Here is a 26,781-nt window from a genome sequence, read left to right on the forward strand (position 1 = left end):
GGTGGTCCCTCCCTGAGCCGATCTTGAATCCGACGCGCCGGACCAACGACAGATCAGCTCGTACCTACAGCGACATCAGAGCCCGTACGCGGACACAGGATCACGAAGAACTGCAGGACCTCGGTGTAGATCGCGGCGGACAGCCCGCCGAGCGAGATGTAGCCGAGCACGACGACCGCGGCGACCGGGATGGCCAGGTAGAGCGACCAGCCGAGCAGCGCCTCCAGGACGAGGCCGAGCGAGAACAGGTTGACGCCGGCGATCAGGATCGAGGCGACGGCGAAGATCACCGCCTGCACCCGCTGGGTGGTCCGGTTGAACCGCTTGAGCAGGAACTCCGGCACGCTGCGGGCCTGCGAGCCGTAGTAGAACGGCATCATCACTATGCCGAGGAACACCATCGCCGGGATCGCGCCGAGCCAGTAGTAGTGCACGGTCGGGACGCCGTACTGGGCCCCGTTGGCGACCATGCCGATCAGCTCGATCGCGCCCAGGTTCGCCGAGATGAACGCCAGGCCGGTGATCCAGGCCGGCATCGACCGGCCGGACAGCAGGAAGTCCAGGCTGGACGAGACCGAGCGGCGGGCGGCGAAGCCGATGCCCAGCACCAGCACGAAGTAGAAGGCGACGAGCAGGTAGTCGACGAGGTTCGGATCGAGCCGGAGGATCTCTTCGGTCGTCATGCCACGCCCTTCCGCAGGGCGGTCTCGCACTGGTCCATCCGGACGCTCCTCGTCGTCGAGTGGGGTGCGCGCAGGGTTGCGTTGCGCAAATCAACGCACAAGATAGACCGCAGCCGGACAGAAGTGAACACGGGGTGTGTGGTTGTACTGCGTTCGGTTTTGTTGCAACCTGTGCGGGTGATGGCCGTCCCGGATCCGCCGCCGTGAGCCTCCTCGCCGAGCAGCGCCGCGAGATGATCGTGGAGCGGGTGCGCGCCCGTGGCGCGGTCCGGGTGTCCGAGCTGGCCGGGGACCTGGGCGTGTCCGAGATGACGGTGCGCCGCGATCTCGACGTGCTGGCCCGCCGCCGGCTGGTCGACAAGGTGCACGGCGGCGCGACGGCGGTCGGCGACCAGACCACCACCGAGCCCGGCTTCTCGGCGAAGGCGGTCCGCGAGCCCGCCGAGAAGGAGGCGATCGCGGCCGCCGCGGCCGCGCTCGTCGAGCCCGGTGCCGCGGTCGGCCTGTCCGCAGGCACGACGACGTGGCGGCTCGCGCACCGGCTCGCCCGGATCCCGCGGCTCACCGTCGTCACCAACTCGCTCGCCGTCGCCGAGGTGCTGCACACCGGTGGCGCGGAGGTCCGCGGCAGCACGGTGATCCTCACCGGCGGGGTGCGCACGCCGTCCGAGGCGCTGGTCGGGCCGGTCGCGATCGCCGCGCTCCGCTCGCTGAACCTGGAGATCGTGTTCCTCGGTGTGCACGGGATGAGCGCGGCGGCCGGGTTCTCCACGCCGAACCTCACCGAGCGCGACACCAACCGGGCACTCGCCGACGCCGGCCGGCAGCTCGTCGTCGTCGCCGACCACACGAAGTGGGGCACCGTCGGGATCTCGACGATCGCCGAGCTGGGCGAGGCGGACGTGCTGGTCACCGACTCCGGTCTGGCCGGGGCCGACCTGGCGGTGCTCGAGGGCGAGATCGACCGCGTGATCGTCGCCCGGACGGAGGAGCAGTGATGGGCAACGTGCGCCGCTCGGCGACCCGGTTGGCCGACGGCCGGGAGATCCTCTGGTTCGACGAGCCCGGCTCGCCGCCGCGCGATCCGGCCGCCCTGGTGGACCGGCGCGACCTGCCCCGGGTTACACCGGCCTCGCAGCTGCGCCTCGATCCGCTCGCCGGGGAGTGGATCGCGATCGCCGCGCACCGCCAGGACCGCACCTACCAGCCGCCGGACGACGAATGCCCGCTGTGCCCCAGCCGGGACGGCAGGCTCACCGAGGTGCCGTCACCGGAGTACCAGGTGGTCGCGTTCGAGAACCGGTTCCCGGCGTTCGGGTCGGCGCCGGGTGCGCCGGTCGCCGAGCCGGCAGGGGACACACCGGTCGCGGAGTCCGGGCGCTGCGAGGTGGTCTGCTTCACCGACGACCACGACACCCCGTTCGCCCGGCTGTCCGCCCGCCGGGTCCGGCTGGTGCTGGAGGCGTGGGCCGACCGCACCGCCGAGCTGGGCGCCCGGCCGGGGGTGCGGTACGTCTTCCCGTTCGAGAACCGGGGCGCCGAGATCGGCGTGACGCTCTCGCACCCGCACGGCCAGATCTACGCCTACCCGTACCTGCCGCCGTTCCCGCAGCGGATGCTCGCGCAGGTGGCCGCGCACCGGGAGGCGACCGGGGAGAACCTGTTCGACGTCCGGCTGGCCGCCGAGCGGGCCGGGGAGCGGGTCGTCGTCGCGGGGGAGCACTGGACGGCCTTCGTGCCCGAGGCGGCCCGCTGGCCGGTCGAGGTGCACCTCTACCCGCACTGCCCGACGCCGGACCTCCCGGCGCTCGACGAGTCGCAGCGCGCCGAGTTCGGGCACGTCTACCTGGACGTGCTGCGCCGGCTCGACGCCCTCCACGACGACGAGCTGCCCTACGTCGCCGCCTGGAACCAGGCCCCCGTCCGGGCGGCCGACGGGCGCGGTGACGCCCGGCTGCACCTGCGGCTGCACTCGATCCGGCGGGCGCCCGGGAAGATCAAGTATCTGGCCGGGTCGGAGTCGGGGGCCGGGGCGTTCATCTCCGACGTGCTCCCCGAGGCCGTCGCGGAGCGGTTGCGGGGGCTGTAGCCGGCGGCCGGAGCGGGTGGCCGGGCGCGACGCCGCACCCCCGCCGCGACGCCGCACCCCGGCCGCGACGCCGCACCTGCTCGAGCCGGTGCGACGACGTGTGGGAGGTGCGACGTAGGAGCCGGGGTGCGGGGTCCGCGGGCCGGTGTGGGGGTCCGCCGGCTGGGGTGCGAGGTCTGCCGTGGGATCCGCCGTGGACTCGTGGACTCGTGGACTCGTGGACTCGTGGAGGCGGGTGTGGGGTGTCTGGGGTCGTGTCGCACCCCGGGGTCGTTCGCGCACCGTCTCCACCCGGTGCGGGACCGGAGCCGGGGTGCGGGGTGCGCGTGTAGGGGTGCGAGGTCAGCGGGCCGCGGCACCGGACCCAGGGCACCGACCCGCTGACCCGACCCGGACATGCGTCGAGGCCGGGCCCCTCCCCAGGGACCCGGCCTCGGCCGTCGTGCGGTGTTCCGGGTCAGACCCGGATCGCGTTGTGGAACGGCATTGCGTCGATGTCGGAGTACTTGACCGGTTCCCCGCTGGTCGACGCGTGCAGGATCTGGCCGTTGCCGGCGTAGATGCCGACGTGGCTGACCGGCGAGTAGAAGAACACCATGTCGCCGGGCTTCAGCTCGCTCTTGGAGACCGACTGGCCGCCCATCTGCGACTGCGCGCTCGACGTCCTCGGCAGGTCGATGCCGGCCTGCTCGAAGGCCCAGACCATCAGCCCGGAGCAGTCGAAGGCGCTCGGCCCGGTGGCGCCCCACTTGTAGGGCGACCCGAGGGCGGTCTTCGCGGTGGCGAGCGCCTGGATGCCGGCCGAGGACCCGGTCAGGTCACCGACGATGTCGCCGGCACCCGATCCGGCGCCGCGGCCCGCGTTGTTCGCGGCGCGCTCACCGGCGCGGGCGCGCTCCTGCTCGGCGCGCTCCTGCGCCTCCTGCTGGGCGACCGCGGCGATCCGCGCCGCGTCGGCCTGCTCGAACGCCTGCGGTACCGCGGCGGTGGCCTGCTCCAGCCCGCTGCCGAGCGTGGTCGCGGCCTCGCTGGTGCCCGCGCCGCCCTGCTCGGAGCCTGCGGCGGGCAGCGACAGCGTCATCGTCGCCTCGTTGTTGGCGCCTGCCAGGTCGACCCCGGCCGCCTGCTCCTCGGCGGCCTGCTCGCCGGGGGTGCTGATGGCCGTCACGACGCCCATCACCGCGGTGGCGCCGACCAGCGTCGCGGACATCGTCGCGGCGACCGCTCGCGGGTTGCGGCCGAACGGCCCGGTGTCGGAGGTGCCGCGCACCAGGCCGATCGCGGACCGGGAGGTGACGCCGGCCGGGAGGTCCCGGGAGACGATCGAGTCGTCGGTGCCGGGGAGGCCGGTGCCGGGGAGGCCGGGGAACCCGGTGGGCGGGGTGTCGATCTGCTCGATCGCCGGGCCGAACGCGCCGGTACCGGCGGCCCGGGCGGCGCGACGGCCGCCGGACGCGGGGGTGTCGAAGCCTGCCTCGGCGTAGCGGGAGAGCAGTTCGGCGGCCGAGATGCCGGCGCCGGAGTCGCGATCGCGGCGGCGCCGGGGGGCGCCGATGTCGGGGAGCTCGGTCGCGGGGGAGTCGACCGGATTCAGTGCAGTGGTCATACGTGGTTCCTCGCCGCCACGGGCCCACCCCGGCCCTCGGCCGGTCGCGAACCCGTCCCCGCCGCGTGCTGGTGGGCGCCAGGGGGAGTGTCGGCAGGCGGGGCTCGGACGGCCGACCAGGCGCACCAGCCGACGTTTCGTCGGCCAGCACGAAGGACCGTAACCGCTCCGTGACTCACATGCTTGTCAGCCCCGCCGCGTGTGCGACGAGCGGCGCTTTCCGCGCGATTCACGCACAGAACGGCCGCCGAACGGTGGATGCACTGCGCCGTTCGAGGTTGCCGAAGCCAATTCTGCGACGAACGGTCGGTACGAGTGGGTGACGGTCCGGGTGCCGGATCGGCCGGTGGGCCGGACGGCGCAGGGATGTCGTTCGCACGGCCGCTCCGGCCGCCGGTGCCGGTGCGACGGTGTCGGAAACCGGGTGCTCTGCCACGATCAGGTGGCCGCACCGACCCGTGCGGTGCCGAAACGCGCACCACGGCGGCCGCGACCTGAACCACGACCGACGTGCCGTCCCGCACCCGCCCGTCCGGGCGGGCCGCCGGGACCGAACCGGACCGGGCATCCGGTACGAATCCACCACCACATGTCGACGACACACACCGGAGGTCCCCGCAGTGCCGGACCGACCACCCGGCCCGATCTGGGTCGGGGAGACCGCCCACCGGCGCGGCCCGGGCGGGCCGCCCGGGGCGGGCCTGCACGTCCCCCCGCGGTTCACCACCGCCCGTCTCCTGGTCACCGACGCGGGTCTGCCCGTCGGCCAGGTCGACGTCCCGCTGACCGGCGGCCGCGCCTCCGCCGGGGAGATCGGCCGGGCGACCGCCGCGGTGGTCGCGGCCACCCCGCCGGAGCCGCCCCCGACCTCGGACGAGCCGATGACCGTCGTCGTCGCGACCCGCGGCCGCCCGGAGAGCGTGCGCCGCTGCCTCGCGGCGATCCTGGCCGGCGACCACGCGGCGGTGACCGTGCTGGTCGTCGACAACGACCCGCCGGACGGCAGCACCCGCGACGTGGTCGCCGCGTTCGGCGACGAGCGGGTGCGCTACGTCCACGAGCTGCGGCGCGGCGTGTCGGTCGGCCGCAACCGGGGGCTGGCCGAGGCGCGGACCGAGGTCGTCGCCTTCACCGACGACGACACCGAGCCGGACCGGCGCTGGGCGTCCCGGATCGCGGGCGCGTTCGCCGCCGATCCCGGGCTCACCGGGCTCAGCGGGCCGGTGCTGGCCGCCCGGCTGGACACCCCGCAGGAGCGGGCCGCCGACGTCGCCCTGGCCTGGAACAAGGGGTTCGCCCCGCGCCGGTTCCGGCTGGACGACCCGCCGTCGGACTCGCCGGTGTTCCCGTTCTCACCGGGCCTGTTCGGGATCGGCGCGAACCTCGCGGTGCGCGCCCGGCGGGTCCGTGAGCTGGGCGGCTTCGACGAGGCGCTCGGCCCGGGCCGGCCGACCCGCGGCGGCGAGGACATCGAGCTGCTGGTTCGGATCGTGCTCGACGGCGGCACCCTCGGCTACCTGCCCGCCGCCTACGTCTGGCACCACCACCGGCCCTCGGACGGCGAGCTGCGCGACCAGCTCGGCGGCTACGCGCTCGGGCTGGGTGCGTTCCTGGGCAAGGTCGCGCTGGACGGGCGGGCCCGCCGGCTCGCGCTGCGCCGGTTCCCGGCCGGGATCGCCCGGCTGCGCGAGATCGTGCGCCGCGAGTCCGCGGGCGCCGGGGATGCTCCCGAGCCGGAACCCGCCGCCGGTGCGGTCGTCCCGGGGCCGGCCCCGGCGGGTGGCGACGCCGGGGCGGCCGACGCCGCCCCGGGCGCCGGGCCCTCGGCGGTCGCGGTGGCCGAGGTGGCCGAGGTGCCGGCGGACCCGGAGGAGCGGCGGCACGAGACGGTCGCGCTGCCCGACGGCGCGGCGGCCCGGAAGCTGCGCGGCCTGGCCGGTGGCCCGGTGCTGTACCTGCGCACCCGGCGGCAGGTGCTCGCCGAGGGCGGTAGCTGCCCGCCGCTGACCGCGCCGGACCGGAACTGACCCGGTGACCCGGCGGCCGCACCCGGCCGCCGGGTCGGCTCAGACCCCCGGCCGCTGCGACGGGCCGGCCGGCTCGCCGAGCACGGCCGCGGTGTCCGAGCCGAGCGGCGGACCGGCGTCGCCGCGCCGGGCCGGGGTCCGGGAGAAGCGCATCGGCGAGCCGAGCTGGCGCACCGGCCCGAGACGGGGGTGCGGCGCCTCCCAGAAGAACCCGCGCTCGCGCAGCACCGGATCGTCGAACACCTCGTCGTAGCCGGCGATCGGCGCGCACGGGACACCGGCGGCGTCCAGCCGGGCCGCCACGTCGGCCGTCGTCATCGTCGTGGTGGTCTCCTCGATCAGCCCGACCAGCTCCGCGCGGGCGGCCATCCGGGCGGTGTTGCCGGCGAACCGCGGGTCGTCGCGCAGCGCCGGCGCGAGCGCCCCGCACAGCGACACCCACAACCGCTCGGTGTTCGCGCCGACCGTCACGTACCCGTCGGCGGTGCGGACGGCCTGGTAGGGCGCGTAGCGCTGGTGCGCCGACCCGTGCCGGACGGGTACCTCGCCGTCGCCGAGGTACATCCCGGCCTCCCACACGGCCAGTGACACCCCGGACTCCAGCAGCGACACGTCGATCTGCTGGCCGGTCCCGGACCGGTCCCGCTCGCGCAGCGCCGCGGTCACCGCGAGCGCCAGGTACAGCCCGGTGACCAGGTCGCACACCGGGACGCCGACCTTGACCGGATCGCCGCCGGGCTCCCCGGTGACGCTCATCAGCCCGCTCGCCGCCTGCGCCATGATGTCCAGCCCGGCGCGCCCGGCGGCCGGACCGTCCTGCCCCCAGCCCGACGCCGAGGCGTAGACCAGCTCCGGCCGGCGCCCGCGCAGCGTCCCGGCGCCCAGCCCGAGCCGGTCCATCGCGCCCGGCCGCAGGTTCTCCACGACGACGTCGGCCCGGTCGGCGAGGTCGAGGAACGCGTCCCGGCCGCGCTCGTCCTTCAGGTCCAGGACGACCGACTCCTTGTTCCGGTTCAGCCGCAGGAACGGCGAGCTCTCGCCGTCCAGGAACGGCCCGGCGGACCGGGTGGGGTCGCCGGTGCCGGGCGGCTCGATCTTGACCACCCGGGCGCCGAGATCCGCCAGCTGCATGGTGGCGAACGGCGCCGCCATGAAGGCGCCGACCTCAAGCACGAGTACCCCGGTCAGGGGAGGGTCCGTCGTCATGCTGGGTACTCCTGGATCCTGCGGGCCGCCGCGACGACCTGCTATACGGTATACGGAGAACTGTCCGATTCGAGGTGGTGACCATGACCGCGGTGCAGTCCGGGCTGTCGGGGCGGATCGTCGCGCCGCCGAGCATGGCCGACCTGGCGACCGACGCGATCCGGGCGATGATCTTCTCCGGCGAGCTCGCCCTCGGTGAGCGGCTGGTCGAGGCCCGGCTCACCGAGCGGCTCGGCGTCTCCCGGCCGCCGCTGCGCGAGGCACTGCAGCGGCTCGGCCACGAGGGGCTCGTCGTGTCGCACCCGCGGCGCGGCGCCTCCGTCCGCACGCTGAGCAGGCACGACGTCTACGAGATCGTGACGCTGCGCGAGGAGCTGGAGTCGATCGCCGTCCGGCTCGGGATCCCGGTGCGCTCGCCGGCCCGGCTGGCCCGCTGCCACGACGCGCTGCGCGCCTTCGACGGGACCGCCCGCGAGGCCGACGAGAGCCGGTTCCTGCAGCGCAAGTTCGACTTCCATCTCGCCGTCGTCGATCTCGCCGGGCACTCCCGGCTGACCGACGCCTACCGCGCGCTGTCCTCGCAGCTGCAGCTCTGCATGGCACTGAACCGGACCGCCCGCCGGGACCGGGAGAGCCTGCTGGAGAACGTCGAGCGGCACCGCGAGCTGCTGGCCGTGATCGAGGACGGCGACCCGCAGGCCGTGCAGCGGGCGCTCACCGAGCACGGTCACGGGTCGTTCCTGCTCGACGTCGTCGACCAGCTCGACGGCGGCAGCCCGGAGTCCGAGGAGTGGCTCGCCCGGCGCCGCGGCACCGGCTGACCCGGCCGGGCTCACCGGAACCGCCCGGCCAGCCGGGCCGCCGCCGCGCGCAGCAGCACGGCGGCCTCGTCGGTGCGGTCGGCGGAGAACCGGCTGGTCGGCCCGGACACCGAGAGCGCGGACGGGCTCGGCGCGCCCGGCACCGGCACCGCGACGCAGAACACGCCGTCCTCCTGCTCCTCGGCGTCCACCGCGTGCCCGATCAGCCGGACCACGTCCAGCTCGTCGAGCAGCGTCCCGACGTCGACCACGGTGTGCCCGGTCTGCCCCGGCATCCCGGCCGTCTCCAGCAGCCGCCGGGCCTGCACGACGGGCAGCTGCGCGAGCAGCGCCTTGCCCACCCCGGTGCTGTGCAGGAACACCCGCCGCCCCACCTCGGTGAACGTCCGCATCGAGTGCGGGGACGGCACCTGCGCGGTGTAGACGGCCCGCTCGCCGTCGAGCACCGCCATGTTCGCCGTCTCGCCGATCCGCTCGGCGAGCGACCGCAGATCGGTCCCCACCCGCGCGCCCAGCACCTCCGACGCCCGGTCGCCGAGCCCGATCAGCCGCGGGCCGAGGGTGTAGCGGCGGTCGGACAGCTGATGGACGTGGCCGAGATCGACCAGCGTCCGGACGAGCCGGTGGATGGTCGGCAGCGGCAGCCCGGACGTCTGGGCCAGCTCGCTGACCGAGAGCCCGCCGCCCGCCCCGGCCAGCAGCTCCAGGATGCCGAACGCGCGGGCGACGGACTGGACCCCGCCCGCCATCAGCCCCAGCCGGGCACGACGAAGATCAGCCAGCTGAGCAGCGGCGCGACGGCGCACATGCTGAAGCCCCAGATCATCAGGCCGCGGAACACCCGGTCGGTCTGCTCGGTCGGCGCGTTCGCCACGACCAGCGCGCCGCTGGTGGAGAACGGCGACGAGTCCACCACCGACGACGAGATCGACAGCGCGATGATCAGCCCGATCGGGCCGATCTCGCCGGCCAGCAGGAACGGCACGGCCAGCGGGATGAGCGCACCCAGGATGCCGGTGGTCGAGGCGAACGCGGAGACCACCGCGCCGATCAGGCAGATCAGGATCGCCGCGAACAGCGGCGCCCCGATCTGGGTCACCAGGTTGCCGAGCCAGTCGATCGTGCCGACCCGTTCCATCAGGGCCACGAAGGTGACGATCCCGCAGATCAGCAGCACCGTCGGCCACGCGACCTGGCCGACCGCCGCCTTCGCCGAGGCCGGTGAGATCAGGGACAGCACCACCGCGACGGTCAGCGCGGTGAACCCGACGTCCAGGCCGAAGGCCAGTGCGCCGACGGCCAGGAACACCAGGACGAGCACGGTCAGCACGTGGTCGCGCTCCAGCGGGAGGTGCTCCGGCTCGGCAGTGCCGACAGAGCCGACAGAGCCGACAGTGCCGACAGTGCCGACAGTGCCGACAGTGCCGACGGAGCCGGCAGTGCCCCCAGAGCCGGCAGTGCCCCCAGAGCCGACCGAGCCGACCGAGCCGACCGAGCCGGCAGTGCCGCCAGAGCCCGCGGTGCCGCCGCTGCCCGCCGTCCCGCCGGTGCCGCTGCTGCCGCTCGTGCGGCTGCTGCCGCCGGTGGCGGTGGTGGACGTCCGCGGGTGCCCGACGGCCCCGCCGCCGAGCGCCACCGAGGTCCCGGGCTCCGCCGCGACCGCGATCCGGCCGGAGCCGCCGAGTGCGGCGTTCTCCGCCGAGCGGCGCAGCAGTTCGCGCCCGCCGAACAGGGAGAACACCACGATGCTCAGCGCCAGGTTGAACACGAACGACGACACGAACAGCAGGCCCGGGTTGCTGGGCAGCCCGTTCCGGCTGACCACCCCGTTGACGATGCTGCCGAAGATGCTGATCGGCGAGAACCCGCCCGCGCTCGCCCCGTTGATGATCAGCAGGCCCATCAGCATCGGGTTGATCCGGTAGCGCAGGGCGAAGCCCATCCCGATCGGCGCGATGATCGCGACGGCCGCCGGGACCACCGCACCCGCCGCCGTCAGCACCGCGGTGACGCCGAACATCACCCACGGGATCAGCGCGATCCGGCCGCCGACGGCGCGCACCGCGAGCTGGACGAGCCGGTCGACGGTGCCGTTCCCCTTCGCGATCGCGAACAGGAACGTCACCCCGACCAGGATGACGAACAGGTCCCCGGGGAAGCCGCCGACGATGTCGTCGGTGTCCTCGCCGACGAACGCCGTGCCGACCACGAAGGCCGCGACGAAGGCCAGCGCCCCCATGTGCACCGGCAGGACCGTCGCTATCAGGAACACCAGGCCGAGGGCCACGACGGTGATGAGTTCGATGGACATCTTGATCCTCTGTGGTCGGCGTTGACGCAGTCAGGGTTCAGGGATGTTCGGGACGATCCGTATCGACGGCAGACTGTAGACGGTATACCGTCGATTGCGCGAGACCCGGTTTCCGTGATGCGGAACCGCGGGCACCGAGCGTGGAGGGGAACCATGACGTACGCAGCCGGCAGGCACTTCCTGCAGATCCCGGGGCCGACGAACGTGCCGGACTCGGTGCTCCGCGCGATGTCGGCGGCCACGATCGACCACCGCGGCCCGGAGTTCGGCGAGCTCGGGGCCCAGCTGCTGCGCGACGTCCGGCCGGTCTTCGGCACCACCGGCCCGGTCGTGATCTACCCGGCCACCGGCACCGGCGCCTGGGAGGCCGCGCTGGTCAACACGCTCAGCCCCGGCGACGCCGTGCTCACCTTCGAGACCGGGCACTTCGCCACGCTCTGGCAGGACATGGCCCGCGGCCTCGGGCTGGAGGTCGACTTCGTCCCCGGCGACTGGCGGCACGGCGCCGATCCGGCGGTCGTCGCCGAGCGGCTCGCCGCCGACACCGCGCACCGGATCCGGGCGGTCTGCGTGGTGCACAACGAGACCTCCACCGGCGTGACCAGCCGGATCCCGGAGATCCGGGCCGCCATCGACGCCGCCCGCCATCCGGCGCTGCTGCTCGTCGACACCATCTCCTCGCTCGGCTCGATCGACTACCGGCACGACGAGTGGGGCGTCGACGTCACCGTCGCGGGCTCGCAGAAGGGCCTGATGCTGCCGCCCGGGATGAGCTTCAACGCGATCAGCGCCAAGGCGCTCGACGCCTCGCGCACCGCCCGGATGCCCCGGACGTTCTGGGACTGGGGCCCGATGCTCGCCGCGAACGAGCGCGGGTACTTCCCCTACACACCGAACACCAACCTGCTCTACGGCCTGCGCGAGGCGCTGCGGCTGCTCGACGACGAGGGTCTGGAGAACGTCTTCGCCCGGCACCTGCGGCACGCCGAGGCCACCCGCGCCGCCGTGCGCGGCTGGGGACTGGAGGTGCTCGCCCTCGACGAGCGCGAGTACTCCGCCGCGCTCACCGCGGTGCTGGTCCCGGACGGCGTCGACGCCGACAAGGTGCGCGCGGTGATCCTGGACCGGTTCGACATGTCGCTGGGCGCCGGGCTGGGCCGGCTCGCCGGGCGGGTCTTCCGGATCGGGCATCTCGGCGCGTTCAACGACCTGACGCTCGCCGGGACCCTCGCCGGCGTCCAGATGGGGCTCGGCCTGGCCGGCGTCGAGGTGGACGGGCGCGGGCTGGACGCCGCGCTGGAGGTCCTGCAGCAGTCCTGAACCCGGGCCGGCCCGCCCGCACACGCACCGTCGCGAGAGGAACGCCCCGCATGACCGCCGAGCTGACCGGCACCACCACCCGGCCCGCCACCGCCGTCCCCGGCCTGGAGCAGACGCTGCGCTCCCGGCTCGCCGGGGAGGTCGCGTTCGACGACTACAGCCGCCACCTGTTCTCCCGGGACGCCAGCATGTACGCGATCACGCCGCTCGGCGTGGTCTTCCCGCGCACCCACGACGACGTCGCCGAGGCCGTCCGGATCGCCGGCGAGTTCGGCGTGCCGGTCGTCCCGCGCGGCGCCGGGACCAGCCTGGCCGGGCAGACCGTCGGCCCCGGCATCGTGCTGGACACCTCCCGGCACCTGAACCGCATCGTCGAGATCGACCCGGCGGCCCGCACCGCCGTCGTCGAGGTCGGGGTGGTGCAGGACCAGCTCAACCGGGCCGCCGCCGAGCACGGGCTGATGTTCGGGCCGGACACCTCCACCAGCAACCGGGCCACCATCGGCGGGATGGTCGGCAACAACTCCGCCGGCAGCGGCTCGCTGACCTTCGGGATGACGATCGACCACGTCCGGGCGCTCGACGTGGTGCTCGCCGACGGGTCCACCGCCCGCCTCGAACCGGTCGACGAGGCCGAGCGGCTGCGCCGGGCCGCGGCCGACACCCTGGAGGGCCGGATCCACCGCGAGCTGCCCGCCCTGGTCGCGGCGAACGAGCAGGCGATCGCCGACGGCATGCCGCTGTTCTGGCGGCGGGCCTGCGGCTACCGGCTGGACCGGCTGGCCGGCCACGGCGGGGCGAACCCGTTCGACCTGGCGAAGTTCGTCGTGGGCGCGGAGGGGACGCTGGTGGTGGCCACCCGCGCCGTGGTCGACCTGGTGCCGAAGCCGAGGCGGACGGTGTACGCGGTCGGGCACTTCGCGACCGTGCACGGCGCGATCTCGGCGACCCTGGACGCGCTGAGCTGCGCGCCGCACCAGGTCGAGATGATGGACAGGACGATCCTCGACCTGTCCCGGCAGAAGATCGAGTACGCCGACCTGGGCAACCACCTGGTCGGGGACCCGGCGGCGCTGCTGTTCGTGTCGTTCTCCGGCGACGACGAGCCGGAGCTGGTCGCGAAGCTGGACGCGCTGACCGCGCTGTGGGAACGGCACGGGCACGGCTACCACACGCTGCGGCTGGTCACCCCGGCCGAGCAGGCCGCGCTGCTGAAGGTCCGCAAGTCCTCGCTCGGCCTGCTGATGGCGGCCGGCGAGGGCACCCGGCGCCCACTCGCGTTCGTCGAGGACACCGCCGTCGCGCCCGAGCACCTGGCCGGGTACACGGAGCGGTTCGCCGCGATCCTGGACGAGCACCGCCTGGAGGCCGGGTTCTACGGCCACTGCTCGGTCGGCTGCCTGCACATCCGCCCGTTCGTGGATCTCACCGATCCCGAGCAGGTCGCGACGATGCGGGTGGTCGCCGAGAAGATCAAGGACCTCGTCGCCGAGTACGGCGGCGTGAACTCCTCCGAGCACGGCGACGGCCTGGCCCGCTCCGAGTTCAACCGGGAGATCTTCGGCGACCGGCTCTACGAGGCGATGCGGCAGGTCAAGGCGTTGTTCGACCCGGCGGGCGTGCTGAACCCCGGCAAGATCGTGGACGCCCCGCCGATGACCGACAACCTGCGCGACCGGGACGCGCTGCCCCCCGCCCCGCCGCTGACCACGGCGCTGTCGTTCGAGGTGATCGGCTCCGGCTCCGCGTCGGGGATGCGCGACGCCGCCGACCGCTGCATGAACATCGGGCTCTGCCGCAAGACCACGGCCGGGGTGATGTGCCCGTCGTACCAGGTCACGCTGCAGGAGGAGCACTCCACCCGGGGCCGGGCGAACGCGCTGGTCAAGGCGCTGTCCGAGCCGGACCCGGCGGCCGCGCTGGGCGACGAGCGGCTGCACGAGATCCTCGATCTCTGCCTGATGTGCAAGGCGTGCAAGAGCGAGTGCCCGATGGGCGTCGACATGGCGTCGCTGAAGTCCGAGGCGCTGCACCAGCAGCACGTCCGGCACGGCACCCCGCTGCGGTCGCGGCTGTTCGGGGCGAGCCGGACGCTGAACCGGCTGGGCGCGGCGACCGCCCCGCTGTCCAACCTGCCCGGCCGGATCGGGTTCCTGCGCCGGATCATGGAGCGCACCGTCGGGATCGCCGCGGCCCGGCCGCTGCCCCGGTTCGTCCGCGACGACCTGGTCCGCTGGCAGCGCGGGCGGCGCCCGGCGCCGGGCAGCGCCGGCACCGTCACCTGGCTCGCCGACTCCTTCACCACCTACACCGAACCGCACATCGGCAAGGCCGCGATCGAGCTCCTGGAGGCGGCGGGCTGGGCCGTGCAGCTCGCCTCCGGTGGCTGCTGCGGCCGGTCCAGCCTGTCCAAGGGCCTGCTCGACGACGCCCGCCGCAAGGCGTCCGGGCTGGTCACCGCGCTCGCCCGGGACACCCCGCCGGGCTCGCCGATCGTCGGCTGCGAGCCGTCCTGCGTGTTCACCCTGCGGGACGAGACGATCGCGCTGCTCGGCGACTCGGCCGAGGCCGCGCAGGTCGGGAAGCGGGTCCGGCAGGTCGAGGAGCTGCTGGTCGAGGCGATCGACGACGGCCGGCTGGTGCTGCCGGAGCGGTCCGGGCTGAGCGGGCGGCGGGTCGTCTACCACGGCCACTGCCACCAGAAGGCCGAGGTCGGCACCGCCGCGACGCTGGCGCTGCTGCGCCGGATCCCCGGGCTGGACGTCGCCGAGATCGACTCGGGCTGCTGCGGGATGGCCGGCTCGTTCGGCTTCGAGGCCGAGCACTACGCGACGTCGATGGAGGTCGGCCGGGACCGGCTGTTCCCGGCGATCGAGGCCGAGTCCGCCGACACCCTGGTCGCCGCCACCGGGGTGTCCTGCCGGCAGCAGATCTTCCACGGCGTCGGGCGGACCGCGTGGCATCCGCTGGAGCTGGTGCGCGACGCGCTGCGCGGGCAGGGCTGACGGGGTGCGGATCGTCCGGTTCGACGGCGACGGCGGGCCGGTGCGCACCGGCTGCGTCGAACCCGGTCCGGCGGGCCCGGCTGGTCCGGCGGCCGGGATCGTGCGGGAGCTCGGCCGGTCCGGCCCGGGAGCGGTCGCCGGGCGGCTCGACGAGCTGCGGCTGGCCGCGCCCTGCGAGCCGCGCACCATCGTCTGCGTCGGCAGCAACTACCCGTGCCAGGTCGAGGAGAAGCGGCGGCCCTGGCCGGACCGGCCGGCGCTGTTCCTGAAGGCGCCGAACGCGGTCGTCGGGCCGGGGGAGCCGGTGCGGCACCCGCGCGAGGTGACCCGGCTGGAGTACGAGGGCGAGCTGGCGGTGGTGATCGGCACCCTCGCCCGGGACGTCCACGAGTCCGACGCGATGCGCCACGTCCTCGGCCTGACCTGCGCCAACGACGTCACCGCCGACGACTGGCGGGCCGACGGGCAGTGGACCAGGGCGAAGAGCGCCGACACCTTCTGCCCGCTCGGGCCGTGGATCGAGACCGACCCGGGCCCCGGGCCGCTGACCCTGACCACCCGGCTCGGCGAGCGGACCGTGCAGCGCTCCGACACCGGCGCGATGATCTTCGACGTGCCCCGGATCCTGGCCTGGGTGACCCGCTGGATCACGCTGTCGCCCGGCGACGTCGTGCTCACCGGCAGCCCGGCCGGGGTCGGGCCGATGGCGCCCGGGGACCGGGTCACCGTGGAGATCGAGGGGATCGGCGCCCTCACCAACCCGGTCGTCCGGCGCTGATCCCGCCGCGACGGCTCAGCCGCCGCCCAGCGGCAGCACCGGCTCCGGCGCGTCCAGCTCGGCGGGCGCCGGGGCGTCGGCGTGCCCGAGCGCGCTGCGGTAGACCTCGCCGAGCGCGCGGGCCCACACCGACGCCTCGAACCGGTCCAGGAACCGGGCCCGGGCGGCGGCGCCGCGGCGGGCCCGCAGCTGCGGCTCACGGGCCATCCGGACCAGCTCCTCGGCGATCCGGGACGCCGACACCGGGGTCAGCGCGCCGGTCTCCCGGGTGACGATCTCCGGGATCCCGCCGACCCGGGTCGCCACCGCGGGCGTCCCGGTGCCGTGCCCGAGCACCAGCCGGCGCGGCATCGTGTCGTGCCGGGTGGTGTGCAGCTGCACGTCGGCGACCTGCAGCAGCTCCACCGGGTCGGTGTCCTTGCGGAACGCGACCCGCCCGGACAGCAGCTCGTCGCCGGCCACCCGGGACTCCAGCCACGGCCGCAGCGGGCCGTCCCCGCCGAGCACGACGGTCACCGGCTCGTCCGGCGGCAGCTCGGCGACGGCGTCGAGCAGCATGTCCTGGCCCTGCCCGCGGCGCATCGGCGCCACCGAGACGGCGACCACCTCGTTCTCGCCGACACCCAGCCCGCGCCGGAACCGCAGCGCCGCCTCGGGCGTCCCGACGCCGGGATCGGCGGCACCGTCCGGGATCACCGACAGCCCGGCCGTCGATCCGGCGGCGGCCCGGTACCAGTCCCGCTGCAGCATCGACGTCGCGATGGTGCGGGTCATGAACCGCTTGCGGGCGAACGTCTTCGCGGTCCGCCGCAGGTGGTCGGCGCGGTCCGCGGGCTGGGCGTGGATGTGGTGCAGCGTCGAGATCGCCGGCACCCGCAGCCGGGCCGCGGCGGCCGAGCCGACGACGTCCGGCCGGAGCCCGTGCGTGTGCACCAGGTCCACCCCGTGCTCGCGGAACGCGCGGAGCACCTTCGGCACCGCCCGCGGGTCCCACGGGGCGACGTTCAGCTCCACGACGGGGGTGGCCGTCCGGTCGAGCCGGGCGGCGATGCCGGGCTGGTCGGTCGGCGTCAGCGCGACCACGACCAGGCCGTACCCGGCCGCGGGGCCCGCGGCCGCCAGGTCGGCGAGCGCGGCCGCCACGCCGCGCGGGTCGAGCGACTCGACCAGGTGTCCGATCTTCATCGTGCTTCGGCCTCCCGGGATGGATCTGGGATGTCGGTCGGCGGGGCACCGACACTACCGAGTGACAGCGGTCCGTGACGGCCGGGACGCTGCGCGTATCAGGGGAGGGGAGCCGGGCGGGACCGGTCCGTCGATTACCGTCGCAGCGTGCGCACGGTGCTGGTGATCGGGATCGGGGCGGGCGACCCGGAGCACCTGACGCTCCAGGCGGTCGACGCCCTGCGGCGGACCGACGTCGTGTTCGTGATCGACAAGGGCGACGTCAAGGACGACCTGCTCGCGCTGCGCACCGGGATCCTGCAGCAGCACCGCCCGGACGGCGGGCACCGGGTCGTCGTCGCACCCGAGGTGGACCGCAAACGCGGCGCCGACGTGGTGCACGACGACGCGCGCTACCGCGACGTCGTCGTCGACTGGCAGGACCGGCGGGCCGAGCTGTACCGCACGATGCTGGAGACCGAGCTCGCCGACGGCGCGACCGGCGCGTTCCTGGTCTGGGGCGATCCGTCGCTCTACGACGGCACGCTGCGGCTGCTGGACCGGGTGCTGGCCGACGCGCCGGACGGCGACTGGCAGGTCCGGTCGATCCCCGGGATCTCCAGCGTCGCCGCGCTGGCCGCCGCGCACCGGCTGATCCTCAACCGGGTCGGCCGGCCGGTGCTGATCACCACCGGCCGCCGGATCGCCGACGGGCTGCCGGCCGACGTCGACGACGTCGTGGTGATGCTCGACGGCCGCACCGCGTTCGCGACGCTCCCGCCGGAGCAGCGCGCCGACCTGCACGTCTACTGGGGCGCCTATCTGGGCACCCCGGACGAGCTGCTGGTCGCCGGCCCGCTCGACGAGGTCTGCGACGAGATCCTGCGGGTGCGCGCCGCGGCCCGCGAGCGCAAGGGCTGGATCATGGACACCTACCTGCTCCGGCGGGGCGCCGAGGAGCGCTGAGACCGGCGGGCATGGGCGGCGACGCGACGGGGGCCGGTCCGCTGCGGTGGACCGGGTTCGCCGGTGCCGTCCTGCTGACCGGCGGCGCCTGGGCGCTGCTCGGCCCCGCGCCGCCGGGCCCCGCGCTCGCCGCCGGCGTCACCGGCACCGGCCTGCTGGTGGCGGCCTGGGCGGTGCTAGGCCGCCGGTTGCTGCGCGGCAGCCCGCCGCCCGCCGGCTGGTCGCTCCGGACGCTGCTGCTCTGGGCGGCGCCGCTGCTCGTCGCGCCGCCGCTGTTCAGCCGGGACGTCTACAGCTACCTCGCGCAGGGCGAGATCGCGCACCGCGGGCTCGATCCGCATCTCGTCGGGCCGCGCGCGGCGCTCGGCACCGGATCCGGCATCGGGGCGCTGGTCGACGGGCACTGGGTGGACACGCCGTCGCCGTACGGGCCGCTGTTCACCACGTTCGCCCGGGCGGTCGCCGCGGTCGCCGGGGAGGACCCGGTCGCCGGGGTCGCGCTGCACCGGCTCGCCGCGGTGGCCGGGCTGGTGCTGGTGGTCGTCGCGGTGCCCCGGCTGTGCGCGCTGTCCGGTGCGCCGCCCGCGGTCGCGATGTGGCTCGGCCCGGGGAACCCGCTGGTGCTGCTGCACCTGGTCGGCGGGGTGCACAACGACGCGCTGATGCTCGGGCTCGGGCTCGCCGGGACCGCGCTCGCGCTGCAGGCACTCGACGCGGACCGGGAGCGGATCGGCCTGGCCCGGCTCGGTGCGGGCGTGCTGCTGGTGTCGCTGGGCGCGCTGGTGAAGCTGCCCGTGCTGGCGGCGCTCGCGGTGGTCGGGACGGCGCTGGCCCGCCGCCGCGGCGGGACGCCGTGGGCGTTCCTGGCGGCCGGGCTCGCTGCCACCGTCGCGTTCGCCGTCGTCGCGGCGGTGACGTCGGTGCTCACCGGCGCCGGGACCGGGTGGATCCGGTCGGTCGGCACCCCCGGCACGCTGTGGAGCTGGATGGCGCCGACGAACTGGGCCGGCTTCGCCGCGGGCGGGATCGGTGCGCTCGCCGGCGCCGACCTCACCGGCCCGGTGATCGCCGCCGGCCGGGCGGCCGGCACGGTGCTCACCGTCGCCGGGATCGCGTTCGTGCTGCACCGGCAGCTGCGCGGCCGGATCGAGCCGGTCCCGGCCTGCGGCGCCGTGTTCGGCCTGATCGTGCTGTTCGGGCCGGTGCTGCACCCGTGGTACCTGCTGTGGGCGGTGCTGCCGCTGGCCGCGTCCCCGCTGACGACCCGGGCCCGGGCCGGGGTCGCCGTGCTGTCCGGGGTGTTCGCGGTGCTGCTCCCGCCGCTCGCCGGGGACCACGGCGACCGGCCCGGGACGCTGGTCGCGGCCTACGCGACGGCCGCACTGGTCACCGGGGTGGCCCTGGCCGTGCTGCTGCGCCGGGAGCGGACGCCGGCCGGGCCGGCGGCGGTGTGATGCTCCGGCCGGGCCGGCGGTGTGATGCGCACCCCGGTGCGCCCGTCCGGCCCGGACGTCCCGGATCATGGGGGCGTCGATCCCGGGGGACCCCCGGAGGAACGGATGAGCCGATGAGCGGTGTCGTGACCGGGCGTGCGGACGGCCCGTGGCGGGAGCGCCTGCGCGCGCTGCGGCACGTCCCGCTGCGGCACGCCGCCGCGCTCCCGGCCGGGGTGCTGCTGCACCTGTCCTTCCCGCCCCGGCTGCTCTGGTGGACGGCGCCGATCGCGTTCGCCCTGCTGTGGTGGGCGCTGCAGCGGACGACCGTGCGCCGCGCCGCGCTGGTCGGCTTCGTGTTCGGGCTGGCGTTCTTCCTGCCGCACCTGGTGTGGATCCAGGACTTCCTCGGCCGCGAGTTCGGGCCCGCCCCGTGGATCGGGCTGTCCGCGCTGATGGCGGTGTTCACCGCGGCGTTCGGCGCGGTCGTCCCGCTGCTGTGCCGCCTGCCCGGGGCGCCGCTGTGGGCGGCCGCGGCGTTCGTGCTGCAGGAGTCGCTGCGCGGCCGGATCCCGCTCAACGGGTTCCCCTGGGGCCGGGTCGCGTTCGGCCAGGTCGAGGGCCCGTACCTGCCGCTGGCCGCGTTCGGCGGCGCCCCGCTGGTGACCTTCGCGGTGGTCGCGACCGGCTTCACGGTGGCCGCGCTGCTCACCCGGCCGAGCGTGCTGCGGGCGGTGCCGGTGCTGGTGCTGGTGGTGGCCGTGATCGGGGTGCCCGCGCCGCCGACCGACGCGCAGGACGGCACCCGCACCGTCGCGCTCGTCCAGGGCAACGCGCCGGATCTCGGCCTGGGCCTGCTCGGTGCGCGCGACCTGCTGCGCCGCAACCACCTCGCCGTCACCGCGCAGCTCGCGGACGAGATCCGGGCCGGCACCGTGCCGCGCCCGGACCTGGTGCTGTGGCCGGAGGGCGCCACCGGCACCGACGGCACCGACCCGGCGATCGACCGCGCCGTCGCCGATCTCGGGGTGCCCACCCTGATCGGCGCGATGTACCGGGACGCGGGCGGCACCGAGAACGCCGTCGTCGCCTGGGACCCGCGGACCGGGCCGGGGGAGCGGTACGCCAAGCAGGAGCTCGTCCCGTTCGCCGAGCGGATCCCGCTGCGGCCGATCGCCAGCCTGGTCACCCCGTTCGTCGACGTCCCCGACCTGGTGGCCGGGGACCGGCCGGGCCGGATCGATCTCGCGGACACCCGGCTGGGCGTCGGGATCTGCTACGAGGTCGCCTACGACCGGGTGCTCCGCGAGGCCGCCGCGCAGGGCGCCGAGCTGCTGGTCGTCCCCACCGACAACGCCTGGTACGGCCCCGGCGAGATGACCTACCAGCAGCTCGCGATGGCCCGGCTGCGCGCCGTCGAGCACGGCCGGGCGGCCGTCGTCCCGGCGCTGAGCGGGGTCAGCGCGGTCGTCCGGCCGGACGGCAGCGTCGCCCGCTCCACCGCGATGTACACCCCGGCGACCCTGGTCGAGCAGGTGCCGCTGCGCACCGACATCACCCCGGCCACCCGCTGGGGCGGCGTCGTGGAGGCCCTGTTCGTGGCCGCCGCGGCCGGGGGATGCCTGGCCGGGGCGGTGCGCCACCGCAGGCGCCGGGGCGGCGCGGGCTGAGCCGGGCGCGGGTCGGCGGGCGGGACCGGCCCGGCTGTGGTCGGATCGGACCCGTGCGCAGCGTGCTGGACACCGTCCTCGACCGTGCCGTGGTCCCCGGCTACTCGCGGATCGGGTACCTGCTGCGCCGGCGCGGCTGGACCGGCCCGCGGGCCGATCCGCCGCGCGGCGCGCTGACCGGCCGGACCGCGCTGGTCACCGGTGCGGGCGGCGGGCTCGGCGAGGCCGTCGCGACCGGGCTGGTCCGGCTCGGCGCGACGGTGCACCTGCTGGTGCGCTCGGCGGACAAGGGCCGCGCCGCGCAGGACCGGATCCTGGCCGCCGTCCCCGGCCTGTCCCGGGACCGGTTGCCGGTGCAGATCTGCGACATCGGCGAGCTCGCCCGGGTGCGGTCGTTCGCGACCCGGTTCGCCACCGAGGTCGACGCGCTCGACCTGCTGGTGCACAACGCCGGGCTGCTGCCCGACCGGCGCGGCGAGACCACCGAGGGCAACGAGACCACGCTGGCCGTGCACGTCCTCGGCCCGCTGCTGCTCACCCGGCTGCTGGCCGATCGGCTCGCCGACGGCGCGCAGCGGTCCGGCACCGCCTCCCGGGTGATCGTCATGTCGTCCGGCGGGATGTACGCCCAGCCGCTGCGCACCGACGACCTGCAGTTCGAGCAGGGCAGCTACGGCGGGACGGCCGCCTACGCACGGACCAAGCGGATGCAGGTCGTGATGACCGGGCTGCTCGCCGACGAGCTGGCGCCCCGGCGGATCACGGTGCACGCGCTGCACCCCGGATGGGCCGCGACGCCCGGCGTGACCGGGTCGCTGCCGCTGTTCGGGACGCTGCTCGGGCCGGTGCTGCGCACCCCGGCGCAGGGCGCGGACACCGCGGTGTGGCTGGCCGCGGCGCCGTCGTCGGAGATCGGGACCGGGCGGTTCTGGCACGACCGGGCGGCGCGCCCGGAGCACTACCTGTCGCGGACCCGGGAGAGCGCCGCGGACCGGGAGCGCTTCGCCCGGGAGGTGGACCGGCTCACCGGGTGAGCGGCCCGTCGAGCAGCGCCGCCGCGGTCCGCCGGACGTGCACCAGCACGTCGTCCGGGTCGGACCGGCCGATCGAGCCGTCCGGCAGCAGCGGATGCACCAGGCTCAGCCCGAGCAGCCAGGCCAGCAGCAGCTCGGCCCGCAGCTCGGCGTCGGCGTGGTCGGCGGCGCCGGTCGCGCGGGCCGCGAACGCCGCGGTGAACGCACCGGCCAGCTCCACCCGCACGGCCGCCGCCGCCTCCGAGGTGCCCGCCGAGCGGACCACCGAGCCGAACAGGTCGTGCTCCGGCCCGTTGCCGCCGTCGAAGATCGACCGGATGGTGCGCTCCAGCAGCTCCTCCGGCGGGCCGCCGTGCAGCACCGCCAGCGCGCGTTCCGCGGCGACCCGGGCGAACAGCGCGTCCTTGCTGCCGAAGTAGCGGAACAGCAGCGCCTGGTTGACCCCGGCACGTTCGGCGATCGCCCGGACCGGGGTGCGGTCGTAGCCGTGCTCGGCGAACAGGTCCGCGGCCGCGGCGAGCAGCGCGCGCCGGGTGGCGTCGCCGGAACGCACCGGCGGGGCACCGGAGTCGGCGCTCACGGGCGGGCTCCTCTCCTGCGGGTCACGGTGATCAGGTGAGTGGACGGTAGCGCCCGTCCGGCGGCGCATGGCACTCCCGGTGCCCGGGTACCTGCAGTGCGACACCGCGACCGGTGAGTGCGAGACCCGAACCGAGGAGGACGTGGGACCCATGGCCGCAGGCGAGGAGAACGAGTTGCAGCCGGAGGCGCCGGACCTGGCGTCGGCGTTGCAGCTGGACACCGACGAGGCGCTGACCGGCCCGTCGGACAGCGACCCGCTGGACGCCGGCTACGTGCCGCCGGACCGTCCGTACGGGGTCGAGGACAAGGCGGTGACACCGGCCGGTGAGCGGGCCGGCGAGACGCTCGACGAGCGGCTCGCGAAGGAGGTCCCGGACGAGCTGTCCACGGCGGGGACCGACCGCTCCGGGCGGCTGGTGAACGCGACCGACTCGCCGGCCGGGCAGCCTGCGGTGGACGGCGCGGCGCACGACGTCGGTATCGACGGCGGGGCGGCCGGTGCGGAGGAGGCCGCCGTGCACGAGGCGGACCGCCGGATCGTGCCGGTGGTCGACGAGTCCCCGGCCGGTGACCCGGAGGTCAGCGCCCAGCTGGTGGAGGACGCCGACCGGGCCGACGAGGCCGCCGCGCACGCCGAGTGGGACGCCGACAACCATCCGGGCTGGGCCGACCGCGGCTGACCGGCGCCGGGCGCCGTGCCGGCCCTGCTCGGACAGCGCTGCTCGGACTGCGCTGCTCGGAAAGCAACGCTCAGACAGGGCTGCTCGGACAGGGCTGCTCGGACGGCGACGCTCGGATGGCGCCGCTCAGGGTGCGCCGCTCAGGCCGCGCTGCCGGTGAGCCGGGCGATCGCACCGTCGAGATCGAGGTGATCGTTCTCCTCGCCGAGGTCGACGATCTCCAGCGTCGCCTCCACGAACTGGGCGAGCAGGTCGCGGTCGACCTCGAGGACCGCGGACCCGCCGTCCGAGCGGATCTCGATCTCGACGACGTCGTAGCCGTCGACCCGGCGCGGCGCCATCCGGATGTCGCCGATCCCGGTCGGCGTGGTCAGCCCCTCGATCACCAGGTCGCGGGCGACCAGCCACTCGATCCAGCGGTCGGCGGAGCGGCGCACCGAGAAGGAGATCGCGAACGGGTCGGCCGCCCGGAACGCCCAGCGGCTCACGATCGGGGACGCCTGGCCGTGCAGCACGGTGAAGACGTCCTGCTGGATCGAGTCGCTGGTCATCCTGCTCGCCCTCCGAAAACCGTGCCCCGGACCGCCGTGTGTGCCGCGGTCTCACCAGGAACATCGCCGGGGAGCCCCTCGGCGCTGCACCTCGGGCGAGGATTCACCCGTTCGCGCCATCTGTCGTTCACGTCACGATACGGAAGTGGCACAGCAGGTCCAACGACCGGCTGGGCCGGAGGGGACGGCCCGGGTGGGTCGCCGGATCCGGTGACACCGGGTAGTTCCCGGCGGCGGCACGGCCGCTCCGGTGCGGCGCTCAGCGCCGGGTGACGGCGGTGACCACCCAGATCCCGCCGGGGCCCCGGCGGACGGTCTGCTCCAGGGTGACGGTCGCCCGGGCGGCGGACCGGCCGTCGGCGACGTCGTAGTTGCCCGGGGCCAGCTCGGTCAGCTCGGGACTGCGGTACTCCAGCTCGGCACCGACGTAGGAGATCGCGACCTCCTGCGGGTCGAGCAGCCACGGGTCGCCGCCCCGGTCGGCCTGCTGCTGCATCCGCTGCGCGGTGCCGGCGTCGCCGGCCGGCCACATCGGGACGTCCTGCTCGGCGCGCGGTGCCTGCATCGCCTGCGGCGGCCCGGGGTGCCCGCCGCCGGGCGGCGGCGCGGGCCGCGCGGTGTCCCCGGCCGGTCCGGGCGCGCCGCCGGTGGGCCCGGATCCTGGTCCGGAGCCGGTTGCGGTCCCGGTCCCCGGGGACGGTTCCGGCGGTCCGGACGACGATCCGGACGACGATCCGGAGGTCGGCCCCGGCGACGGCACTGCGGACGGCTGCGGGCCGGGTGCCTGCGGCGCCCCGGGGAGCGCGGCGTTCCCGCACCCGACGAGCAGCACCACCAGCACCAGCAGGGCCAGCCCGACGAACGCGCCGCGCAGCATCACCCGCGGCCCGAACCGGCCCACCCGGATCCCGGCCGGGCGGCCCGGTGCGGCCCCGGCCGGCGTCACCTGCGGGAGGTCCGGTGCGGTCACGCGGGCACCCTACGACCGGGACGGCGCCGGACCGCGGAGGCGACGCCATCCCGTTCCGGTGATCGACGCCCGGCGGACGACCCGGCGGGACGAACGGTGCCGGTTTCCGCCGGAGTGATTAGGGTCGCCGGTGAACGACGGGGAGCGGCCCCGGCACGAGCCCGACGAGGTGCACGAGAATGGCGTCCGGTACCGCGGCGACGGAGAAGTTCATCGCAGCACGCGACTTCCTGCTCACCCATCGCGAGGACTACACCACCGCCTACCGGGACTTCCGCTGGCCGGAGCTCGAGGAGTTCAACTTCGCGCTGGACCACTTCGACGTCGTCGCCGCCGATCCGGAGCGCGGCGCACGGCGCGCGCTCTGGATCGTCGAGCAGGACGGGTCGCAGGCGCACTGGACCTTCGCCGAGCTGTCCGAGCGGTCGAACCGGGTGGCGAACTGGCTGCGCGCCCAGGGCGTCGGCCGCGGCGACCGGATCATCCTGATGCTGGGCAACCAGCTGGAGCTGTGGGAGACGCTGCTCGCGGCGATGAAGCTCGGCGCCGTCGTCATCCCGGCGACGACCCTGCTCACCCCGGCCGACCTGCAGGACCGGGTGGACCGCGGCGCGGCCCGGCACGTCGTCGCGGCCGCGTCGGACACCGCGAAGTTCGACGACGTCACCGGCGACTTCACCCGGATCGCGGTGCGCGGCACCGTCGACGGCTGGCGCGACTACACCGGCGAGGCGTACGCCGCGGACGCCGAGTTCACCCCGGACGGCCGCACCGCGGCGTCCGACACGCTGCTGCTCTACTTCACCTCCGGCACCACGGCGAAGCCGAAGCTGGTGGAGCACACGCACACGTCGTACCCGGTGGGGCACCTGTCGACGATGTTCTGGATCGGGCTGGAGCCCGGCGACGTGCACCTCAACATCTCCTCGCCGGGCTGGGCGAAGCACGCCTGGTCGAACGTCTTCGCGCCGTGGATCGCCGAGGCGACGGTGCTGGTGATGAACTACGCCCGGTTCGACGCCGAGTCGGTGCTGGGCGTGCTCGACTCCTGCGGCGTGACCAGCTTCTGCGCCCCGCCGACGGTGTGGCGGATGCTGATCCAGGCGGACCTGTCGGTGCTGGCGACGCCGCCGGCCAAGGTGGTCGGGGCCGGCGAGCCGCTCAACCCGGAGGTCATCGAGCAGGTCGAGAAGGCGTGGGGGCTGCGGATCCGGGACGGGTTCGGGCAGACCGAGTCGTCGGTGCAGATCGGGAACTCGCCGTCGCAGCCGGTGAAGCCGGGCTCGATGGGCCGGCCGATCCCCGGGTTCGTCGTGGCGCTGGTCGATCCGGCGACCGGCGAGGTCGGCGACGAGGGCGAGATCTGCCTGGACCTGGAGCACCGCCCGACCGGGCTGATGGTCGGCTACGCCGACGACCCGGAGCGCAACGCCGAGGCGATGGCCGGCGGCTTCTACCACACCGGCGACGTCGGGTCCCGGGACGCGGACGGCTACATCACCTACGTCGGCCGCGCCGACGACGTGTTCAAGGCCAGCGACTACCGGATCAGCCCGTTCGAGCTGGAGAGCGTGCTCATCGGGCACCCGGCGGTCGCCGAGGCCGCGGTGGTGCCGTCGCCGGACCCGGTGCGGCTCGCCGTGCCGAAGGCCTACGTCGTGCTCGCCGCCGGGCACGAGCCGACCGAGGCGACCGCCACCGACATCCTGCGGTTCGCCTACGACAACCTGGCGCCCTACAAGCGGATCCGCCGGCTCGAGTTCTTCGAGCTGCCGAAGACGATCTCCGGCAAGATCCGCCGGGTGGAGCTGCGCGGCCGGGAGAGCGAGATCCACTCCGACCCGCAGGCCACGGTCGGGACGGAGTACACGCTCTAGCGGGCCCG

The 26,781-nt window shown here is 75.1% G+C and carries 21 protein-coding genes and 1 pseudogene; 13 read left to right on the forward strand and 9 right to left on the reverse strand.

All coding sequences use genetic code 11. The annotated features are described in order from the left end of the window. Positions 1-95 precede the first annotated feature (95 nt). Positions 96-683: pseudogene (locus ACVJO7_RS08960) on the reverse strand (sodium:solute symporter family transporter); the annotation flags it as partial. Positions 684-886: 203 nt separating this feature from the next. Here ACVJO7_RS08960 and ACVJO7_RS08965 point away from each other — a divergent pair. Next, on the forward strand, positions 887-1,681 hold the full coding sequence (locus tag ACVJO7_RS08965) for a DeoR/GlpR family DNA-binding transcription regulator (protein ID WP_491672469.1): 795 nt from the start codon (positions 887-889) through the stop codon (positions 1,679-1,681). 8 nt (positions 1,682-1,689) lie between these two features. Next, positions 1,690-2,772 (forward strand): galactose-1-phosphate uridylyltransferase, encoded by a 1,083-nt coding sequence (gene galT, locus ACVJO7_RS08970; protein WP_491672699.1) that lies wholly within the window; start codon positions 1,690-1,692, stop codon positions 2,770-2,772. Between the two features lie 457 nt (positions 2,773-3,229). On the opposite strand, the gene ACVJO7_RS08975 is transcribed toward galT, so the two are convergent. Then, complete coding sequence (locus ACVJO7_RS08975) at positions 3,230-4,378, reverse strand: C40 family peptidase (protein WP_491672470.1); 1,149 nt, start codon at positions 4,376-4,378, stop codon at positions 3,230-3,232. Positions 4,379-4,998: 620 nt separating this feature from the next. On the opposite strand from ACVJO7_RS08975, the gene ACVJO7_RS08980 reads away from it, so the two are divergent. Continuing rightward, positions 4,999-6,405 carry a glycosyltransferase family 2 protein gene (locus ACVJO7_RS08980; RefSeq protein WP_491672471.1) on the forward strand — a complete coding sequence of 469 codons (1,407 nt, stop codon included), beginning with the start codon at positions 4,999-5,001 and terminating at the stop codon, positions 6,403-6,405. Between the two features lie 39 nt (positions 6,406-6,444). Here ACVJO7_RS08980 and ACVJO7_RS08985 read toward each other — a convergent pair whose 3' ends face one another. Beyond that, positions 6,445-7,611: a CaiB/BaiF CoA transferase family protein gene (locus ACVJO7_RS08985; protein ID WP_491672472.1), complete on the reverse strand. Its 1,167-nt coding sequence runs from the start codon at positions 7,609-7,611 to the stop codon at positions 6,445-6,447. Positions 7,612-7,694: 83 nt separating this feature from the next. Here ACVJO7_RS08985 and ACVJO7_RS08990 point away from each other — a divergent pair, with 83 nt between their 5' ends. Then, entirely contained in the window at positions 7,695-8,432 is a 738-nt protein-coding gene (locus ACVJO7_RS08990; RefSeq protein ID WP_344018518.1) for a GntR family transcriptional regulator, read from the forward strand. An 11-nt stretch (positions 8,433-8,443) separates the two neighbouring features. Here ACVJO7_RS08990 and ACVJO7_RS08995 read toward each other — a convergent pair whose 3' ends face one another. Both ACVJO7_RS08995 and ACVJO7_RS09000 read right to left on the reverse strand, forming a co-directional pair. Further along, positions 8,444-9,181 carry an IclR family transcriptional regulator gene (locus ACVJO7_RS08995; RefSeq protein ID WP_344018520.1) on the reverse strand — a complete coding sequence of 246 codons (738 nt, stop codon included), beginning with the start codon at positions 9,179-9,181 and terminating at the stop codon, positions 8,444-8,446. Further along, positions 9,181-10,743: an SLC13 family permease gene (locus tag ACVJO7_RS09000; protein ID WP_491672473.1), complete on the reverse strand. Its 1,563-nt coding sequence runs from the start codon at positions 10,741-10,743 to the stop codon at positions 9,181-9,183. Before ACVJO7_RS09000 ends, ACVJO7_RS08995 begins: the two co-directional genes overlap by 1 nt. Before the next feature lie 153 nt (positions 10,744-10,896). On the opposite strand from ACVJO7_RS09000, the gene ACVJO7_RS09005 reads away from it, so the two are divergent. The 3 genes from ACVJO7_RS09005 to ACVJO7_RS09015 are packed head-to-tail and all read left to right on the forward strand — an operon-like array spanning position 10,897 to position 15,846. Continuing rightward, a complete protein-coding gene (locus ACVJO7_RS09005) occupies positions 10,897-12,063 on the forward strand; it encodes a pyridoxal-phosphate-dependent aminotransferase family protein (RefSeq protein WP_358481993.1) in 1,167 nt (388 codons plus the stop codon). A 50-nt stretch (positions 12,064-12,113) separates the two neighbouring features. After that, entirely contained in the window at positions 12,114-15,068 is a 2,955-nt protein-coding gene (locus tag ACVJO7_RS09010; RefSeq protein WP_491672474.1) for an FAD-binding and (Fe-S)-binding domain-containing protein, read from the forward strand. 4 nt (positions 15,069-15,072) lie between these two features. Further along, positions 15,073-15,846: a fumarylacetoacetate hydrolase family protein gene (locus tag ACVJO7_RS09015; RefSeq protein ID WP_491672475.1), complete on the forward strand. Its 774-nt coding sequence runs from the start codon at positions 15,073-15,075 to the stop codon at positions 15,844-15,846. Positions 15,847-15,861: 15 nt separating this feature from the next. On the opposite strand, the gene ACVJO7_RS09020 is transcribed toward ACVJO7_RS09015, so the two are convergent. Next, positions 15,862-17,031, reverse strand: a complete 1,170-nt coding sequence (locus ACVJO7_RS09020; protein WP_491672476.1) for a glycosyltransferase family 4 protein — start codon at positions 17,029-17,031, stop codon at positions 15,862-15,864. Positions 17,032-17,178: 147 nt separating this feature from the next. Between ACVJO7_RS09020 and cobF the strand changes: the two genes are divergently transcribed. From cobF to ACVJO7_RS09040, 4 genes are all read left to right on the forward strand, one after another. Next, positions 17,179-17,976, forward strand: a complete 798-nt coding sequence (cobF, locus tag ACVJO7_RS09025; RefSeq protein WP_491672477.1) for a precorrin-6A synthase (deacetylating) — start codon at positions 17,179-17,181, stop codon at positions 17,974-17,976. An 11-nt stretch (positions 17,977-17,987) separates the two neighbouring features. Then, complete coding sequence (gene mptB / locus ACVJO7_RS09030) at positions 17,988-19,430, forward strand: polyprenol phosphomannose-dependent alpha 1,6 mannosyltransferase MptB (RefSeq protein WP_491672478.1); 1,443 nt, start codon at positions 17,988-17,990, stop codon at positions 19,428-19,430. 113 nt (positions 19,431-19,543) lie between these two features. Then, the gene (gene lnt, locus ACVJO7_RS09035; RefSeq protein ID WP_491672479.1) at positions 19,544-21,079 is read left to right on the forward strand and encodes an apolipoprotein N-acyltransferase; all 1,536 of its coding nucleotides are present in this window, start codon (positions 19,544-19,546) and stop codon (positions 21,077-21,079) included. 53 nt (positions 21,080-21,132) lie between these two features. Then, complete coding sequence (locus ACVJO7_RS09040) at positions 21,133-22,113, forward strand: SDR family NAD(P)-dependent oxidoreductase (RefSeq protein ID WP_491672480.1); 981 nt, start codon at positions 21,133-21,135, stop codon at positions 22,111-22,113. Here ACVJO7_RS09040 and ACVJO7_RS09045 read toward each other — a convergent pair. After that, a complete protein-coding gene (locus ACVJO7_RS09045; protein ID WP_344018545.1) occupies positions 22,103-22,693 on the reverse strand; it encodes a TetR/AcrR family transcriptional regulator in 591 nt (196 codons plus the stop codon). The two genes, ACVJO7_RS09040 and ACVJO7_RS09045, sit on opposite strands and share 11 nt — an antisense overlap. A gap of 151 nt (positions 22,694-22,844) precedes the next feature. Between ACVJO7_RS09045 and ACVJO7_RS09050 the strand changes: the two genes are divergently transcribed. Next, complete coding sequence (locus ACVJO7_RS09050) at positions 22,845-23,375, forward strand: DUF5709 domain-containing protein (RefSeq protein WP_491672481.1); 531 nt, start codon at positions 22,845-22,847, stop codon at positions 23,373-23,375. 140 nt (positions 23,376-23,515) lie between these two features. On the opposite strand, the gene ACVJO7_RS09055 is transcribed toward ACVJO7_RS09050, so the two are convergent. Further along, positions 23,516-23,926, reverse strand: a complete 411-nt coding sequence (locus ACVJO7_RS09055; RefSeq protein WP_344018549.1) for an SsgA family sporulation/cell division regulator — start codon at positions 23,924-23,926, stop codon at positions 23,516-23,518. Between the two features lie 259 nt (positions 23,927-24,185). Then, positions 24,186-24,896, reverse strand: coding sequence for a hypothetical protein (locus tag ACVJO7_RS09060; RefSeq protein ID WP_491672482.1), 711 nt, complete (start codon positions 24,894-24,896; stop codon positions 24,186-24,188). A 179-nt stretch (positions 24,897-25,075) separates the two neighbouring features. On the opposite strand from ACVJO7_RS09060, the gene ACVJO7_RS09065 reads away from it, so the two are divergent. Next, positions 25,076-26,773 carry an AMP-binding protein gene (locus tag ACVJO7_RS09065; RefSeq protein ID WP_491672483.1) on the forward strand — a complete coding sequence of 566 codons (1,698 nt, stop codon included), beginning with the start codon at positions 25,076-25,078 and terminating at the stop codon, positions 26,771-26,773. Positions 26,774-26,781: the final 8 nt, after the last annotated feature.

The sequence above is a fragment of the Pseudonocardia sp. DxW genome, from assembly GCF_058448985.1.

Excerpts from the sequence above, each read along its gene's own strand:
- lnt (WP_491672479.1), top strand. The coding sequence starts at position 19,544 with ATGAGCGGTGTCGTGACCGGGCGTGCGGACGGCCCGTGGCGGGAGCGC.
- ACVJO7_RS09065 (WP_491672483.1), top strand. The coding sequence starts at position 25,076 with ATGGCGTCCGGTACCGCGGCGACGGAGAAGTTCATCGCAGCACGCGAC.
- ACVJO7_RS09010 (WP_491672474.1), top strand. The coding sequence starts at position 12,114 with ATGACCGCCGAGCTGACCGGCACCACCACCCGGCCCGCCACCGCCGTC.
- mptB (WP_491672478.1), top strand. The coding sequence starts at position 17,988 with ATGGGCGGCGACGCGACGGGGGCCGGTCCGCTGCGGTGGACCGGGTTC.
- ACVJO7_RS08975 (WP_491672470.1), bottom strand. The coding sequence starts at position 4,378 with ATGACCACTGCACTGAATCCGGTCGACTCCCCCGCGACCGAGCTCCCC.
- ACVJO7_RS08990 (WP_344018518.1), top strand. The coding sequence starts at position 7,695 with ATGACCGCGGTGCAGTCCGGGCTGTCGGGGCGGATCGTCGCGCCGCCG.
- ACVJO7_RS09000 (WP_491672473.1), bottom strand. The coding sequence starts at position 10,743 with ATGTCCATCGAACTCATCACCGTCGTGGCCCTCGGCCTGGTGTTCCTG.
- ACVJO7_RS09005 (WP_358481993.1), top strand. The coding sequence starts at position 10,897 with ATGACGTACGCAGCCGGCAGGCACTTCCTGCAGATCCCGGGGCCGACG.
- ACVJO7_RS08995 (WP_344018520.1), bottom strand. The coding sequence starts at position 9,181 with ATGGCGGGCGGGGTCCAGTCCGTCGCCCGCGCGTTCGGCATCCTGGAG.
- ACVJO7_RS09055 (WP_344018549.1), bottom strand. The coding sequence starts at position 23,926 with ATGACCAGCGACTCGATCCAGCAGGACGTCTTCACCGTGCTGCACGGC.
- ACVJO7_RS08985 (WP_491672472.1), bottom strand. The coding sequence starts at position 7,611 with ATGACGACGGACCCTCCCCTGACCGGGGTACTCGTGCTTGAGGTCGGC.
- ACVJO7_RS09020 (WP_491672476.1), bottom strand. The coding sequence starts at position 17,031 with ATGAAGATCGGACACCTGGTCGAGTCGCTCGACCCGCGCGGCGTGGCG.
- ACVJO7_RS09050 (WP_491672481.1), top strand. The coding sequence starts at position 22,845 with ATGGCCGCAGGCGAGGAGAACGAGTTGCAGCCGGAGGCGCCGGACCTG.